Genomic DNA, 17,184 nt, shown 5'->3' with positions numbered 1-17,184 from the left:
ATGTTTGGAAGATAACGGATTGGTGGCAACAGGAGCAGATGCGTTTCTCCAACTGCTTACATTTATCAATATTCCAACAAAATGAACTTCTGAACAGAACAGCAGTCTGCTTTTAATTTCATAAATTAATGAAATATAGTTATGGATAGAAGCTCTGCTGGTATCAGTGGTCAATACGCAAGATCAGGCAATGATGACAACCTACCGGATGACCAGGCGTCTTCTTCAAGGCATGGACGATATGGATATGCCACAGTCAGACAATGGGATAACCCCTCCCGCACTGCCTCGGTGCGTCATGAATTTTACCATTCTTCTGTCACGCGCTCTTCTCAACATCTACAGTACCGTTCAGTAAACCCTGCTCAGGATTTTAATGCTCTCACCAGACAGGAAATAATGGATGACCTTATGAGTAAATCTTACCGTTTCGGTGATCGCTATGATGGGAGACTTGACGGTAATTATGCCAGTTCAATTAAAAAATACACGTCAGCTGCTAAAAGACCGTTGAATCGAACGGAACAAAGCCAGCTGATGCATTTGCTGCAAAATTTCACAGCAACGCCAAGCTGGAATTGGCGAAGCCTGACGACAACACTTCATTCCTTGACTTCAGCGGGTGCTTTTACCCTCCATAACCCCATAGATGAGCGTGTTAAGCTTACTCAAGCTGCCTTACTGTCAACGCTATTTGATGCCATCATATTCAAGTGCAACCAAAAACCTCCAGCCAGGGATATTGATGCCCAGGGTGTCGCCAACCTGCTGTGGGCCATGGCGAAACTGGTGGATAAAAGGCATGAGTTGACACCAGGGCTCAAGAAGGCTGTAGCCGCACTGTTGCCCCACGTGAACGCAAAAAAAAAACCAATTTATTCCTCAGCATATCGCCAACCTGCTGTGGGCCATGGCGAAACTGGTAGACAACGGGCAGGAACGGACCCCAGAACTCAAAGAGAGCGTGGCCGCGCTGTTACCCCACGTGAGCGCACAGAAAGCTAACTTTACACCACAGAGTATCGCCAACCTGCTGTGGGCCATGGCGAAACTGGTGGACAACGGGCAGAAGCGGACACCGGGGCTCAATGAGGCGGTGGCTGCGCTGTTGCCCCACGTGAACGGACAGAAAGCTACCTTTAAACCACAGGAAATCGCCAACCTGCTATGGGCCACGGCGAAACTGGTGGACAACGGGCAGGAGCAGACACCGCAGCTCAAAGATGCCGTGGCCGTGCTGTTGCCACAAGTGAACCCGGAGAAAGCTAACTTTAAACCACAGGAAATCGCCAATCTGCTGTGGGCCACGGCGAAACTGGGTGAGATCGTTGAGCTGAACGTGGTTACCTCTATGTTTGAATCGCTTGTTTACCGAATCATTGAAAACCCTCAGCTCTCACAGCAAGACATATTGATGTCTCTCTGGGGAGTAATGGTTTGCTGTGCCAGATTGTCTCTGGACTCCAATAACAATAACTGGCTTGAAAAGCACATCGATGACCTGTTTATTCGCCTGGAAAATACATCCCCGAACAATGAAGAGGGTCAACACACCATTGCGAAGGCCGCAAGTTGGCTTGGGAGACCGTGTCCGTTCGTCCCCCATTACCATGCAAACGTTTCAAACCGTCAATCCCACTTCCGCAATCAACTGCAATCATGCATTCCATCTTTACGGATTGAAGAAGAAAAGAGTCTGAATTCATTACCACCGGTTGACCTGCTACTGCCAGATCACAACCTGGTGATTGAAGTTCAGGGACCGTCTCATTACGTGGGTGGTGATTTCAACACCAGGAAGGGTTCGACTCTGCTGAAAATCGCACTGTTGCAAAAAGCAGGATTTGAGGTCATTGAAATTCCGGTTAACAGGCTTTGGAATCAGGATTTAACGAAACCATACATTGATCAAATAAAGACCAGGATAGGCATCCCGCCACAGGGGCATGGCTCTGTATCACTTAAAAGAAGGTGGGCAGACGATTCATACGTTACTGCTGATAAAGGCAGGCAACCCTCAAATCATGGTTACCTAGCCGCCGAAGAACAGTTACAAGAACAAACCGGCAAACCAGCCAGGAGGAAGAGAAAAAACAGCCAGTAATTCCCTCCCTGCATTTATCAACATTCCAACAAAATGAACTTCTGAACAGAGCAGCAGTCTGCTTCTTATATTCTCATGAATTAATGAAATATAGTTATGGATAGAAGTTCTGCTGGTATCAGATGTCAATACCCAAGATCAGGCAATGATGACAACCAACCGGGTGACCAGGCCGCTTCTTCACGGCGTGGACGATATGGACATGCCACAGTCAGACAATGGGATCCCCCTTCCCGCACTGCCCCGAGGCGTCATGAGTTTTACCATTCTTCTTTCACACGCTCTTCACAACATCTACAGTACCGTTCAGTAAACTCTGCTCAAGATTTCAACACCCTCACCAGACAGGAAATAATGGCTGACCTGCTGACTAAATCTTATCGTTTTGGTGATCGCTATGATGGGAGACTTCACGGTCAATATGCCAGTTCAATTAAAAAATACACGTCAGCGTCTAAAAGACCATTAAATCGAGCCGAACAAAGCCAGCTGATACGTTTACTGCAAAATTTTTCCGTAACCCGGAGCTGGAATTGGCGAAGCCTGACGACAACACTTCAATCATTGACTTCAGCGGGTGTATTTACCCCTCATAACCCCATGGAGGAGCGTGTTAAGCGTACTCAAGCGGCCTTACTGTCAACGCTACTTGATGCAATAATATTCAAGTGCAACCAAAAACCTCAAGCCAGGGATATTGATGCTCAGGGAATCGCCAACCTGCTGTGGGCCATGGCAAAACTGGTAGACAGCGGGCAGGAGCGAACACCAAGGTTCAACGAGGCCGTGGCTACGCTGTTACCCCACGTAAATGGACAGAAAGCTAACTTTAAACCACAGGGAATCGCCAACCTGCTGTGGGCCATGGCGAAACTGGTGGACAAGGGCCAGGAGCGGACACCGGGGCTCAATGAGGCCCTGGCCAGGCTATTGCCCGACGTGAACGCACAGAAAGATAACTTTAAACCACAGGAAATTGCCAACCTGCTGTGGGCCATGGCGAAACTGGTGGACAAGGGCCAGGAGCGGACACCGGGGCTCAATGAGGCCCTGGCCAGGCTATTGCCCGACGTGAACGCACAGAAAGATAACTTTAAACCACAGGAAATTGCCAACCTGCTGTGGGCCATGGCGAAACTGGTGGACAACGGGCACGAGCAGACACCAGGGCTCAACGGGGCCGTGGCCGTGCTCTTGCCCCTCGTGAACGCACAGAAAAACCAATTTATTCCTCAGCATATCGCCAACCTGCTGTGGGCCATGGCGAAACTGGTGGACAAAGGGCAGGAGCAGACACCAGAACTCAAAGAGGCCGTGACAGCACTGTTGCTCCCCGTGAACGCACAGAAAACCAACTTTAAACCACAGGAAATTGCCAACCTGTTGTGGGCCATGGCGAAACTGGTGGACAACGGGCACGAGCAGACACCAGGGCTCAACGGGGCCGTGGCCGTGCTGTTGCCCCTCGTGCATGAACAGAAAGACCAACTTAATGCCCAGGGAATCACCAACCTGCTATGGGCCATGGCGAAACTGGTGGACAACGGGCAGGAGCAAACACCAGAACTCAACGAGACCGTGGCCGCGCTGTTGCCCCTCATGAATGCAAAGAAAGACCAATTTATTCCTCAGGCTATCGTCAACCTACTGTGGGCCATGGCGAAAATGGTGGACAACGGGCAGGAGCACATACCAGGGCTCAAAGAGGCCGTGGCCGCGCTGTTGCCCCACGTGAACGCACAGAAAGACCAGCTTAATACCCAGGGTATCGCCAACCTGCTATGGGCCATGGCAAACCTGGTGGACAACGGGCAGGAGCAGACACCAGAACTCAACAAGGCGGTGACCGCGCTGTTGCCCCTCGTGAACGCACAAAAAGACCCATTTATTCCTCAGCATATCGCCAACCTGCTGTGGGCCATGGCGAAACTGGCGGACAACGGGCAGGAGCGAACACCTGAACTCAACGAGGCCGTGGCCGCGCTGTTGCCCCACGTAAACGCACAGAAAGACCAATTTATTCCTCAGCATATCGCCAACCTGCTGTGGGCCATGGCGAAACTGGTGGACAATGGGCAGGAGCAAACACCAGGGTTCAGACAGACCGTGGCCGCACTGTTGCTCCTCGTGAACGCACAGAAAACCAACTTTAAACCTCAGGAAATTGCCAACCTGCTGTGGGCCATAGCGAAACTGGTGGACAACGGGCGGGAGCAGACACCAGAACTCAAAGAGGCCGTGGCCGCACTGTTGCTCCTCGTAAACGCACAGAAAACCAACTTTAAACCTCAGGGTATCACCAACCTGCTGTGGGCCATGGCGAAAATGGTGGACAACAGCGAGGAGAGGACAACAGAGTTCAATGAGGCCGTGGCCGCACTGTTACCCCACGTGAACGCACAAAAAGCTAACTTTACACCACAGGGTATTGCCAACCTGCTGTGGTCCATGGGGAAACTGGTGGACAACGGGCAGGAGCGGACAACGGAGTTCAATGAGGCCGTGGTCGGGCTGCTGCCCCACGTGAACCCACAGAAAGCTAACTTTAAACCACAGGAAATCGTCAATCTGCTCTGGGCCATGGCAAAACTGGTGGACAGCGGGAAGGAGCAGACACCAGAACTCAATGAGGCCGTGGCCGCGCTGTTGCCACACGTGAACGCACAAAAAGACCAATTTAATGACCAGGGCATCGCCAACCTGCTGTGGGCTATGGCGAAACTGGGTGAACTCGTTGACCTGAACGTGGTTACATCCACGTTCGAATCGCTTGTCTACCGAATCAGTGACAACCCTCAGCTCTCTCAGCAAGACATATTTATGTCTCTCTGGGGGTTAATGGTATGTTGTGCCAGATTGGCTCTGGTCTCTGATGCCAACAAAAATAACTGGCTTGAAAAGCACATGGATGACCTGTTTACCCGTCTGGAAAATACATTCCTGCACAATGAAGAGGATCAACGCATCATTGCCATGGCCGCCAGTTGGCTTGGGAGAGCGTGCCCGTTCGTCCCTCATTACCAGACTATCAGGTCAAAACCTCAATCCGACTTCCGTGATCAACTCCAATCATGCTTTCCCTCTTTGCAGATTGAAGAAGAAAAGAGTCTGAATTCACTGCCTCCGGTTGACCTGCTCCTGCCAGATCACAACATGGTGATTGAAGTTCAGGGGCCCTCTCATTACGTGGGTGGTGATTTCAACACCAGGAATGGTTCGACTCTGCTGAAAATCGCACTGTTGCAAAAAGCAGGATTTGAGGTCATTGAAATTCCGGTTAACAGGCTTTGGAATCAGGATTTAATGAAACCATACATTGATCAAATAAAGACCAGGACAGGCATACCGCCACAAGGGCATGGCTCTGTATCACTTAAAAGAAGGTGGGCAGATGCGCCATACGTTACTGCTGATAAAGGCAGGCAACCCTCAGATCACGGTCACTTAACCGCCGAAGAACATTTACAAGAACAAACCCGCAAACCAGCCAAGAGGAAGAAAAAAACAGCCAGTAATCCCCTCCCTTCGATCCAGAAACTGTTTTCACATTCCTGCAAAATGAACTTCTGAACAGAACCGCAGTCTGCTTTTTATATTCTCATGAATTAATGAAATATAGTTATGAATAGATGCTCTGCTGGTATCAGTGATCAATACGCAAGATCAGGTAATGATGACAACCAGCCGGATAACCATACCGCTTCTGCAAGGGGTGGACGATATAGACAGTGTACAGTCAGACATCGGAATAATCCTTCCCATCCTGCCCCGGGGCACAATGAATTTTACTATTCACCTGACGCATGCCCTCCTCAAAATCTACTGCACCGTTCAGTAAACCTTGCTCAAGATTTTAATGCCCTCATAAAAGAAGAAATAATCATTGGCTGGGTGAATAAATCGGATCGTTTCGGTGATCGCTATGATGGGAGAGATCACGGCCTATATGCCAGTTCAATTAAAAAATACACGTCAGCTGCTAAAAGACCATTAAATCGAGACGAACAAAGCCAGCTGATACCTTTACTGCAAAATTTTTCCGTAACACGAAGCTGGAATTGGCGAAGCCTAACGACAACACTGCATTCATTGACTTCAGCGGGTGTATTTACCCCTCATAAGCCCATGGAGGAGCGGGTTAAGCGTACTCAAGCGGCCTTACTGTCAACGCTACTTGATGCCATCATATTCAAGTGCAACCAAAAACCTCCAGCCAGGGATATTGATGCCCAGGGTGTCGTCAACCTGCTGTGGGTCATGGCAAAACTGGTAGACAGCGAGCAGGAGCAAAAATCAGGACTCAACAAAGCTGTGGCCGCACTGTTGCCCCTTGTGAACACCCACAAAGACCAATTTAATGCCCAGGGCATCAGCAACCTGCTGTGGGCCATGGCGAAACTGGTGGACAACGGGCAGCAGTTGGTACCAGAGCTTAACCAGGCCGTGGCTGCGCTACTGCCCCGCGTGAACGCACAGAAAAACCAATTTAATGCCCAGGGCATTGCCAACCTGCTGTGGGCCATGGCGAAACTGGTGGATAACAGACATGAGTTGACACCAGGGCTCAACGAGGCTGTGGCCAAACTGTTGCCCCACCTGAACGCAAAAAAAAACCAATTTATTCCTCAGCATATCGCCAACCTGCTGTGGGCCGTGGCAAAACTGGTGGACAACGGGCTGGAACAGACAGCAGAACTTAACAAGGCCGTGGCCGCGCTGTTGCCCCTCGTGAACGCAAAAAAAAACCAATTTATTCCTCAGCATATCGCCAACCTGCTGTGGACCATGGCAAAACTGGTGGACAACGGGCAGGAGCAAACCCCAGAACTCAACAAGGCCGTGGCCGCGCTGTTGCCCCTCGTGAACGCACAGAAAGCTAACTTTAAACCTCAGGAAATCACCAACCTGCTATGGGCCATGGCGAAACGGGTGGACAACGGGCAGGAGTGGACACCAGGGCTCAAAGAGACTGTGGCCGCGCTGTTGCCCCAAGTGAGCGCACGAAACAACCAATTTATTCCTCAGCATATTGCCAACCTGCTGTGGGCCATGGCGAAACTGGTGGACAACGGGCAGGAGCAGACACCAGAGCTCAAAGCCGCCCTGGCCGTGCTGTTTACCGGCGTGAATGCACAGAAAAATCAATTTAACCCTCAGCATATTGCCAACCTGCTGTGGGCTATGGCGAAACTGGTGGACAATGGGCTGGAGCAAACACCAGAGCTGCACGAGGCCGTGGCCGCGCTGCTGCAACATGTGAATGTACAGAAAAACCTATTTAATGCCCAGGATATCGCCAACCTGCTGTGGGCCATGGCGAAACTGGCGGACAACGGGGCGTTGATATCAGGGCTCAACGAGGCCGTGGCCGCGCTGTTGCGACACGTCAACACAGAGCAAGCTAACTTTAAACCACAGGAAATCGCCAACCTTGTGTGGGCCATGGCGAAACTGGTGGATAACGGGGAGTGGACATCAGAGCTCAGCGAGGCCGTGACCGTGCTATTGCGCCATGTGAACACCCAGAAAGCGAACTTTAAACCACGGGAAATCACCAACCTGCTGTGGGCCACGGCGAAACTGGGTGAGTTCGTTGAGCTGAACGTGGCTACCTCTGTGTTTGAATCGCTTGTTTACCGAATCAGTGAAAATCTTCAGCTCTCACAGCAAGACATATTGATGTCGCTCTGGGGAGTAATGGTCTGCTGTGCCAGATTGTCTCTGGACTCCAATAACAATAACTGGCTTGAACCGCACATCGATGAGCTGTTTACTCGTCTGGAAAACACCTCCCCGGACAATAAAGAAGATCAATCCATCATTGCCATGGCCGCAAGCTGGCTTCGCAGGACGTGTCCGTTCGTCCCCCATTACCCGACAACCATTTCAAAACCTCAGGCCGACTTCCGCGCTCAACTCCAATCATCCATTCCCTCTTTGCGGATTGAAGAAGAAAAGTGTTTGAACTCATTACCTCCGGTTGACCTGCTACTGCCAGATCACAACATGGTGATTGAAGTGCAGGGACCATATCATTACGTGGGTGGTGATTTCACAACCAGGAATGGTTCGACTCTGCTGAAAATCGCACTGTTGCAAAAAGCAGGATTTGAGGTGATTGAAATTTCGGTTAACAGGCTTTTGAATCAGGATTTAATGAAACCATACATTGATCAAATAAAGGCCAGGATAGGCATCCCGCCACAGGGGCATGGCTCTGTATCACTTAAAAGAAGGTGGGCAGATGCGGCATACATTATTGCTGATAAAGGCAGGCAACCCACAGATCACGGTTACTTAAACGCAGAAGAGCATTTAGAAGAGCAAACCGACAAACCTGCAAAGAGGAAGAAAACAAACAGCCAGTAATCCCCTCCCTTCGACCTGTCTCTTAGTCACAACTTCTATACTTGACTTATCCTTTCTGAGATAGGTCAAGACTATGTTTACACCACTACCTCTTCAGCAATGGGCTGAACATACTTTCAAGTGCTCAGACTTAGGTGACAAGCGTCGTACAAAAAGACTAACTCATGTAGCCGCTGAGCTGGCTGCCCACACGGGCTCATCTTTAGCCTCCTCTTGTGAAAGCAACCTTGCAGTGGTTGAAGGTGCCTATCGATTTATTGGAAATGAAGCTGTAGAACCGGATGCTAAGTAGTTGGCCAAATGGAATCGTATATTTCTGGCTAAGTGGGCAGTTGCTATGCAAGGCGCAACGTAGGGAGCATAGCCGTAGCTATGTGACCGGAGTTGCAACGCCGCAGAGTGACTGACAACTTAGTCAGAAATATATGATTTCATTTGGTTAACTACTTATTGCAGAGCCGGATTTCAGGCGACCGCGCTCGCTGTACACGATGCACAACTCTTGTTAGCCATTGAAGACAGTACCACTCTCAGCTACAAACATTCCATCAGGTCAGACTGGGCGATATAGTGAACCAAAAAATAGCAATGCCAGAGGCATTTGGGCTCACTCAGTGTTGCTTCTGGATGCTGATACTGAGCGAACAATGGGGCTGATTGATCAGCAACGCTGGATTAGAGACGACGGGGAGCGCGGCAAGCGGAACACTCGCAAGCAGCGACCTTACGAAGAAAAAAGAAAGTTTTAAGTGGCAGCAGTCCTCTGAAAGCATTGAGCACAGGCTGGGTGCCCAAATGACCAAGGTAGTTAGTGTCTGCGATCGTGAAGCCGATGTTTATGAATATATCAGTACAAGACCACTCACAGTCAAAGGTTTGTTGTCAGAGCAACACAAAACCGAATTTTAATTGGTGATAACCAACTTCTTTTTGATGCTTTGGCTGAAGAACCAACCTTGGGTGACTCTAAACGAACAGGCGTTTCCGGATGGTTAGTTGTTTGGGATGGCTGGGCGAAACTGCAAGACCGTCTCCACACTTACCGGATGACAAAGGGTGTAGAGATCTGACTAAGAGACAGCCCTTCGACCAGGAACCGTTTTCACAATCCAACAAAATGAACTTCTGCACAGAACCGCAGTCTGCTTTTAATATTTCCATGAATTAATGAAATATAATTATGCATAGAACATCTGCTGGTATCAGTGGAAAATACGCAAGACCAGGTAGTGATGACAACCATCCGGATAACCATACCGCTTCTGCAAGGCGTGGACGATATAGACAGTTTACAGTCAGACATCGGGATAATCCCCCCCGCCCTGCACTGGGGCACAATGAATTTTACCATTCTCCTGGTGCATGCCCTCCTCAAAATCTACAGCGCCGTTCGGTAAACCTTGCTCAAGATTTTAATGCGCTCATCAAACAGGAAATAATGGATGGCCTGGTGAGTAAATCTTATCGTTTCGGTGATCACTATGATGGGAGAAATCACGGGCAATATGCCAGCTCAATAAAAAAATACACGTTCGCTACTAAAAGACCGTTAAATCGAGCGGAACAAATCCAACTGATGCATTTGCTGCAAAATTTCACAGCAACGTGGAAATGGAATTGGCGAAGCCTGACGACAACACTGCACTCATTTACTTCAGCGGGTGTTTTTACCCCTCATAACCCCATAGATGAGCGTGTTAAGCATACTCAAGTTGCCTTATTGTCAACACTGCTTGATGCAATAATATTCAAGTGCAACCAAAAAGCTGAAGCCAGCTATATTGGTGCCCAGGGTGTCGCCAACCTGCTGTGGGCCATGGCGAAACTGGTAGACAGCGGGCAGGAACGAAAACCAGGGCTCAACGAGGCTGTGGCCGCACTGTTGCCCCACATGAACGCACAGAAGGACCAATTTATTCCTCAACATATTGCCAACCTGCTGTGGGCCATGGCGAAACTGGTGGACAACGGGCAGGAACAGACGCCAGAACTCAATGAGGCCGTGGCCAGCTTATTGGCCGATGTGAACGCACAGAAAGGTAACTTTAAACCACAGGAAATCGCCAACCTGCTCTGGGCCATGGCGAAACTGGTGGACAACGGGCAGGAGCAAACACCGATGCTCAGCAGAGCCGAGGCCGTTCTGTTGCCCCATGTGAGCGCACAGAAGGCTAACTTTAAACCACAGGGTATCGCCAACCTGCTGTGGGCCATGGCGAAACTGGTGGACAACAGGCAAAAGCGAACACCAGAGCGCAACGATGCGGTGGCTGCGCTGTTGCCCCACGTGAGCGCACAGACAGCAAACTTTAAACCACAGGGTATCGCCAACCTGCTGTGGGCCATGGCGAAACTGGTGGACAACGGGCAAGAGCAGACACCGGGGCTCAACAAGGCCGTGGTCGCGCTGTTGCCCCACGTAAATACACATAAAGACCAATTTAATGCCCGGGGAATCGCCAACCTGCTGTGGGCCATGGCGAAACTGGTTGATAAGGGGCTGGAGCGGACACCACAGCTCAAAGAGGCCGTTGCCACGCTGTTGCCCTTCGTGAATGCACAGAAAGCTCACTTTAAAGCACAGGAAATCGCCAACCTGCTTTGGGCCACGGCGAAACTGGTTGATAAGGGGCTTGAGCGAACACCACAGTTCAAACAGGCCGTGGCCACGCTGTTGCCCTTCGTGAACGCACAGAAAGCTAACTTTAAACCACAGGAAATCGCCAACCTGCTATGGGCCATGGCAAAACTGGTGGACAACGGGCTGGAGTGGACACCACAACTCAAAGAGGCCGTGGCCGTGCTGTTAGTGAACCCAGAGAAAGCTAACTTAAAACCACAGGAAATCGCCAACATGCTGTGGGCCATGGCGAAACTACTGGACAACGGGCAGGAGCAGACACCAGGGCTCAAAGAGGCCGTGGCCGCGCTGTTGCCCCTCGTGAACGCACAGAAAGACCAATTTATTCCTCTGCATATCGCCAACCTGCTGTGGGCCATGGCGAAACTGGTGGATAGCGGGCAAGAGCGGACACCAGAGTTTAACGAGGCCGTGGCTGCGCTGTTGCAACACGTGAACGTACAGAAAGACCTATTTAATGCCCAGAATATCGCCAACCTGCTGTGGGCCATGGCGAAGCTGGTGGACAACCGGGTGGACAACGGGAAGTGGATACCAGAACTCAACAAGGCCTTGGCCGCGCTGTTGCCTCACGTGAATGCACAGAAAGATCAGTTCATTCCTCAGCATATCGCCAACCTTGTGTGGGCCATAGCGAAACTGGTGGACAACGGGGAGTGGACATCAGAGTTCAACGAGGCCGTGGCCGCGCTGTTGCGCCACGTGAACGCACACAAAGCTAACTTTAAACCAAAGGAAATCGCCAATCTGCTGTGGGCCACGGCGAAACTGGGTGAGTCCGTTGAGCTGAACATGGTTACCTCTATGTTTGAATCGCTTGTTTACCGAATCAGTGAAAACCCTCAGCTCTCACAGCAAGAAATATTGATTTCTCTCTGGGGAGTGATGGTTTGCTGTGCCAGATTGTCTCTGGATTCCAATAACAATAACTGGTTTGAAAAGCACATGGATGACCTGTTTACACGTGTGGTAAATACATCCTCAGACAATGAAGAGGATCAACGCATCATTGCCATGGCCGCCAGTTGGCTTGGGAGAGCGTGCCCGGTCATCCCCCATTACCAGACTACTATGTCAAAACGTCAATCCGAGGTTCGCGATCAACTCCAATCAGGCTTTCCCTCTTTGCAGATTGAAGAAGAAAAGAGTCTGAACTCACTGCCTCCGGTTGACCTGCTACTGCCGGATCACAACATTGTGATTGAAGTTCAGGGGCCCTCTCATTACGTGGGTGGTGATTTCAAAACCAGGAATGGTTCGACTCTGCTGAAAATCGCACTGTTGCAAAAAGCAGGATTTGAGGTCATTGAAATTCCGGTTAACAGTGTTTGGAATCAGGATTTAATGAAACCATACATTGATCAAATAAAGACCAGGACAGGCATCCCGCCACAGGGGCATGGCTCTGTATCACTCAAAAGAAGGTGGGCAGATGCGGCACGCATTACTGCTGATAAAGGCAGGCAACCCTCAAATCATGGTTACTTAACCGCCGAAGAACAAACCGGCAAACCAGCCAAGAGGAAGAAAAAAAAGCCAGTAATCCCTTCCCTTCGACCCTGGAACCGTTTTCACATTCCAGGAAAGTTCTACCAGCGTTGAAGACCTGTTACCCCTGAATTTCGTCCCGGATGCGTTGAAGATAACGGATGGTTGGCATCAGGAGCAGATGAGTTTCTCCCACTGCTTACATTGATCAACATTCCAGCAAAATGAACTTCTGAACAGAACCGCAGTCTGCTTTTTATATTCTCATGAATTAATGAAATACAGTTATGGATAGAAGCTCTGCTGGTATCAGTAGTCAATACGCAAGATCAGGCAATGATGACAACCAACCGAATGGCCAGGCGTCTTCTTCACGGCGTGGACGATATAGATATGCCACAGTCAGGCAATGGGATAACCCCTCCCGCACTGTCCCCGGGCGTAATGAATTTTACCATTCTTCTTTCACACGCTCTTCTCAACATCTACAGAACCGCTCAGTAAACCCTGCTCAGGATTTTAATGCGCTCATCAAACAGGAAATAATGGATGACCTGGTGAGTAAATCTTATCGTTTCGGTCATCGCTATGATGGGAGAGATCACGGTCTGTATGCCAGTTCAATTAAAAAATACACGTCAGCTGCTAAAAGACCGTTAAATCGAGCGGAACAAAGCCAGCTGCTGCGCTTGCTGCAAAATTTTACCGCAACACGGAGTTGGAATTGGCGAAGCCTGACGACAACACTTCATTCATTGACTTCAGCGGGTGTTTTTACCCCTCATAACCCCATGGATGAGCGTGTAAAGCTTACTCAAGCTAACTTATTGTCAACGCTACTGGATGCAATAATATTTATCTGCAACCAAAAACCTGAAGCCAGGGACATTGATGCCCAGGGAGTCGCCAACCTGCTATGGGCCATGGCTAAACTGGCGGACAACGGGCAGAAGCGAACACAAGAGCTCAACGAGGCCGTGGCCGCGCTGTTGTTCCACGTGAACACACAGCAAGACCTATTTAATTCTCAGGGTATCGCCAACCTGCTGTGGGCCATGGCAAAACTGGTGGACAAGGGGCAGGAGCGAACACAAGAGCTCAACGAGGCCGTGGCCAGACTATTACCCGACGTGAACGCACAAAAAGCTAACTTTAAACCACAGGAAATTGCCAACCTGCTGTGGGCCATGGCGAAACTGGTGGACAACGGGCAGGAGCAGACACCAGGGCTTAAAGGGGCCGTGGCCGTGCTGTTGCCCTTCGTGAACGCACAGAAAGACCAATTTATTCCTCAGCATATCGCCAACCTGCTGTGGGCCATGGCGAAACTGGTGGACAACGGGCAGGAGCGGACACCAGAACTGAACGAGTCCGTGGCCGCGCTGTTGACCCGCGTAAACGCACAGAAAGACCAATTTAATGCCCAAGGTGTCACCAACCTGCTGTGGGCCATGGCGAAACTGGTGGACAACGGGCATGAGCGGACACCAGAACTGAACGAGGCCCTGGCCGCGCTGATGCACCACGTGAACGGGCAGAAAGTTCTCTTCAAACCACGGGAAATCGCCAACCTGCTGTGGGCCATGGCAAAACTGGTGGACAGCGGGCAGGAACAGACACCAGAACTCAACGAGGCTGTGGCCGGGCTGTTGCCCCACGTGAGCGCACTGAAAGCTAACTTCAGACCACAGGGTATCGCCAACCTGCTGTGGGCCATGGCGAAACTGGTGGACAACGGGCAGGAGCAGACACCAGGGCTTAAAGGCACCGTGGCCGTGCTGTTGCCCTTCGTGAACGCACAGAAAGACCAATTTATTCCTAAGCATATCGCCAACCTGCTGTGGGCCATGGCGAAACTGGTAGACAACGGGCAGGAGCGGACACCAGAACTGAACGAGTCCGTGGCCGCGCTGTTGACCCGCGTAAACGCACAGAAAGACCAATTTAATGCCCAGGGTGTCACCAACCTGCTGTGGGCCATGGCAAAACTGGTGGACAAGGGGCATGAGCGGACACCAGAACTGAACGAGGCCCTGGCCGCGCTGGTGCACCACGTGAACGGGCAGAAAGTCCACTTCAAACCACGGGAAATCGCCAACCTGCTGTGGGCCATGTCAAAACTGGTAGACAACGGGCAGGAACGGACACCGGGGCTTAAAGGGGCCGTGGCCGTGCTGTTGCCCTTCGTAAACGCACAGAAAGACCAATTTATTCCTCAGCATATCACCAACCTGCTGTGGGCCATGGCGAAACTGGTGGACAACGGGCAAAAGCGAACACCAGAGTTCAACGAGGCGTTGGCTGCGCTGTTGCCCCAAGTGAGCGCACAGAAAGCAAACTTTACACCACAGGGTATCGCCAACCTGCTGTGGGCCATGTCAAAACTGGTGGACAACGGGCAGGAGTGGACACCGGGGCTCAAAGAGGCTGTGGCCACACTGTTGCCCCAGGTGAACGCAAAGAAAAACCAATTTATTCCTCAGCATATCGCCAACCTGCTGTGGGCCATGGCAAAACTGGTGGACAACGGGCAGGAGCAGACACCAGGGCTCAAAGAGGCTGTGGCCTCACTGTTGCCCCAGGTGAACGCACAGACAGCTAACTTCAAACCACAGGAAATCGCCAGCCTGCTATGGGCTACGGCGAAACTGGTGGACAACGGGCTGGAGCAGACATCAGGGCTCAACAAGGCCACGGCCGCGCTGTTGCCCTTCGTGAACGCACAGAAAGATAACTTTACACCACAGGCTATCGCCAACCTGCTGTGGGCCATGGCGAAACTGGTGGACAACGGGCAGGAGCGGACACCGGGGCTCAAAGAGGCCGTGGCCGCGCTGCTGCCACTCGTGAACACAGCGAAAGCTAACTTCAAACCACAGGAAATCGCTAACCTGCTGTGGGCCATGGCGAAACTACTGGACAACGGGCAGGATACACCAAAGCTTAAAGAGACCGTGGCCGCGCTGTTGCCACTCGTGAATGCACAGAAAGATAACTTTACACCACAGGCTATCGCCAACCTGCTGTGGGCCATGGCGAAACTGGTGGACAACGGGCAGGAGCGGACACCAGAACTGAACGAGTCCGTCGCCGCGCTGTTGCCCCACGTGAACGCATTTAAAGACCAATTTATTCCTCAGCATATCGCCAACCTGCTGTGGGCCATGGCGAAACTGGTGGACAACGGGCAGGAGCAGACACCAGGGCTTAAAGGGGCCGTGGCCGTGCTGTTGCCCTTCGTGAACGCACAGAAAGACCAATTTATTCCTCAGCATATCGCCAACCTGCTGTGGGCCATGGCGAAACTGGTGGACAACGGGCAGGAGCGAACACCAGAGTTTAACGAGGCCATGACCGCGCTGTTGCCACGCGTCAACACGGAGAAAGCTAACTTTAAACCACAGGAAATCGCCAACCTGCTGTGGGCCATAGCGAAACTGGTGGGTAACGGGGAGTGGACATCAGAGCTCAACGAGGCCGTGGCCGCGCTATTGCGCCACGTGAACACACAGAAAGCTAACTTTAAACCAAAGGAAATCGCCAATCTGCTGTGGGCCACCGCGAAACTGGGTGAGTTCGTTGAGCTGAACCTGGTGACCTCTATGTTCGAATCGTTTGTTTACCGAATCAGTGAACACCCTCAGCTCTTACAGCAAGACCTATTGATGTCTCTCTGGGGAGTCATGGTTTGCTGTGCCAGATTGTCTCTGGACTCCAATAACAATAACTGGCTTGAAAAGCACATGGATGAGCTGTTTACTCGTCTGGAAAATACATCCTCAGACAATGAAGACGATCAACGCATCATTGCCATGGCCGCCAGTTGGCTTGGGAGAGCGTGTCCAGTCGTCCCCCATTACCCGACAAACATTTCAAAAATCCAGGCCGACTTTCGCGATCAACTCCAATCATGCTTTCCCTCTTTGCAGATTGAAGAAGAAAAGAGTCTGAACTCATTGCCTCCGGTTGACCTGCTCCTGCCAGATCACAACATGGTGATTGAAGTTCAGGGGCCCTCTCATTACGTGGGTGGTGATTTCAACACCAGGAATGGTTCGACGCTGCTGAAAATCGCACTGTTGCAAAAAGCAGGATTTGAGGTCATTGAAATTCCGGTTAACATGCTCTTGAGTCAGGATTTAATGAAACCATACATTGATCAAATAAAGACCAGGCTAGGCTTCCCGCCACAAGGGCATGGCTCTGTATCACTTAAAAGAAGGTGGGCAGATGATTCATACGTTACTGCTGATGACAGGCAACCCTCAGATCACGTCTACTTAACTGCCCAAGAACATTTAAAAGAACAAACCGGCAAACCAGCAAAGAGGAAGAGAAAAAACAGCCAGCAATCCCCTCCCTTCGCCCCAGGAACCGTTTTCACATTCAAGTAAAGTTCTACCAGCGTTGAAGACCTGTTGCCCCTGAATTTCGCCCCGGATGTTTTGAAGATAACGGATGGGTGGCATCAGGAGCAGATGAGTTCCTCCCACTGCTTACATTTATCAACATTCCAGCAAAATGAACTTCTGAACAGAACAGCAGTCTGCTTTTTATATTCTCATGAATTAATGAAATATAG

General features: G+C 50.8%; 8 protein-coding genes. All 8 read left to right on the top strand.

The genetic code is table 11. The features are described 5' to 3' along the window. Positions 1–141: 141 nt before the first annotated feature. The 8 genes from ACO6UX_RS23655 to ACO6UX_RS23620 all read left to right on the top strand — a co-directional run bounded on the left by ACO6UX_RS23655 (position 142) and on the right by ACO6UX_RS23620 (position 16,996). A complete protein-coding gene (locus ACO6UX_RS23655) occupies positions 142–1,005 on the top strand; it encodes a hypothetical protein (protein WP_422450761.1) in 864 nt (287 codons plus the stop codon). Then, positions 911–2,104, top strand: a complete 1,194-nt coding sequence (locus ACO6UX_RS23650) for an RAP domain-containing protein (protein ID WP_422450759.1) — start codon at positions 911–913, stop codon at positions 2,102–2,104. Before ACO6UX_RS23655 ends, ACO6UX_RS23650 begins: the two co-directional genes overlap by 95 nt. A gap of 96 nt (positions 2,105–2,200) precedes the next feature. Beyond that, positions 2,201–5,674 carry a DUF1601 domain-containing protein gene (locus ACO6UX_RS23645; RefSeq protein ID WP_422450758.1) on the top strand — a complete coding sequence of 1,158 codons (3,474 nt, stop codon included), beginning with the start codon at positions 2,201–2,203 and terminating at the stop codon, positions 5,672–5,674. Between the two features lie 51 nt (positions 5,675–5,725). Beyond that, positions 5,726–8,473, top strand: coding sequence for a DUF1601 domain-containing protein (locus ACO6UX_RS23640; protein ID WP_422450757.1), 2,748 nt, complete (start codon positions 5,726–5,728; stop codon positions 8,471–8,473). Positions 8,474–8,546: 73 nt separating this feature from the next. Continuing rightward, on the top strand, positions 8,547–8,765 hold the full coding sequence (locus tag ACO6UX_RS23635) for an IS4/Tn5 family transposase DNA-binding protein (protein ID WP_422450756.1): 219 nt from the start codon (positions 8,547–8,549) through the stop codon (positions 8,763–8,765). Between the two features lie 365 nt (positions 8,766–9,130). Next, on the top strand, positions 9,131–9,382 hold the full coding sequence (locus tag ACO6UX_RS23630; protein WP_422450754.1) for a hypothetical protein: 252 nt from the start codon (positions 9,131–9,133) through the stop codon (positions 9,380–9,382). 271 nt (positions 9,383–9,653) lie between these two features. Next, complete coding sequence (locus ACO6UX_RS23625) at positions 9,654–12,716, top strand: DUF1601 domain-containing protein (protein WP_422450753.1); 3,063 nt, start codon at positions 9,654–9,656, stop codon at positions 12,714–12,716. 173 nt (positions 12,717–12,889) lie between these two features. Beyond that, a complete protein-coding gene (locus ACO6UX_RS23620; protein WP_422450752.1) occupies positions 12,890–16,996 on the top strand; it encodes a DUF1601 domain-containing protein in 4,107 nt (1,368 codons plus the stop codon). The last annotated feature ends 188 nt before the right edge of the window (positions 16,997–17,184 follow it).

The sequence above is a fragment of the Endozoicomonas sp. ALB091 genome (assembly GCF_049310265.1).
Lineage (GTDB): Bacteria > Pseudomonadota > Gammaproteobacteria > Pseudomonadales > Endozoicomonadaceae > Endozoicomonas.
This window is presented reverse-complemented; position numbering and strand designations above follow the sequence as displayed.

Coding starts and splice junctions, on each gene's coding strand:
- ACO6UX_RS23620 (WP_422450752.1), top strand. CDS start 12,890: ATGGATAGAAGCTCTGCTGGTATCAGTAGTCAATACGCAAGATCAGGC.
- ACO6UX_RS23640 (WP_422450757.1), top strand. CDS start 5,726: ATGAATAGATGCTCTGCTGGTATCAGTGATCAATACGCAAGATCAGGT.
- ACO6UX_RS23655 (WP_422450761.1), top strand. CDS start 142: ATGGATAGAAGCTCTGCTGGTATCAGTGGTCAATACGCAAGATCAGGC.
- ACO6UX_RS23645 (WP_422450758.1), top strand. CDS start 2,201: ATGGATAGAAGTTCTGCTGGTATCAGATGTCAATACCCAAGATCAGGC.
- ACO6UX_RS23635 (WP_422450756.1), top strand. CDS start 8,547: ATGTTTACACCACTACCTCTTCAGCAATGGGCTGAACATACTTTCAAG.
- ACO6UX_RS23625 (WP_422450753.1), top strand. CDS start 9,654: ATGCATAGAACATCTGCTGGTATCAGTGGAAAATACGCAAGACCAGGT.
- ACO6UX_RS23650 (WP_422450759.1), top strand. CDS start 911: ATGGCGAAACTGGTAGACAACGGGCAGGAACGGACCCCAGAACTCAAA.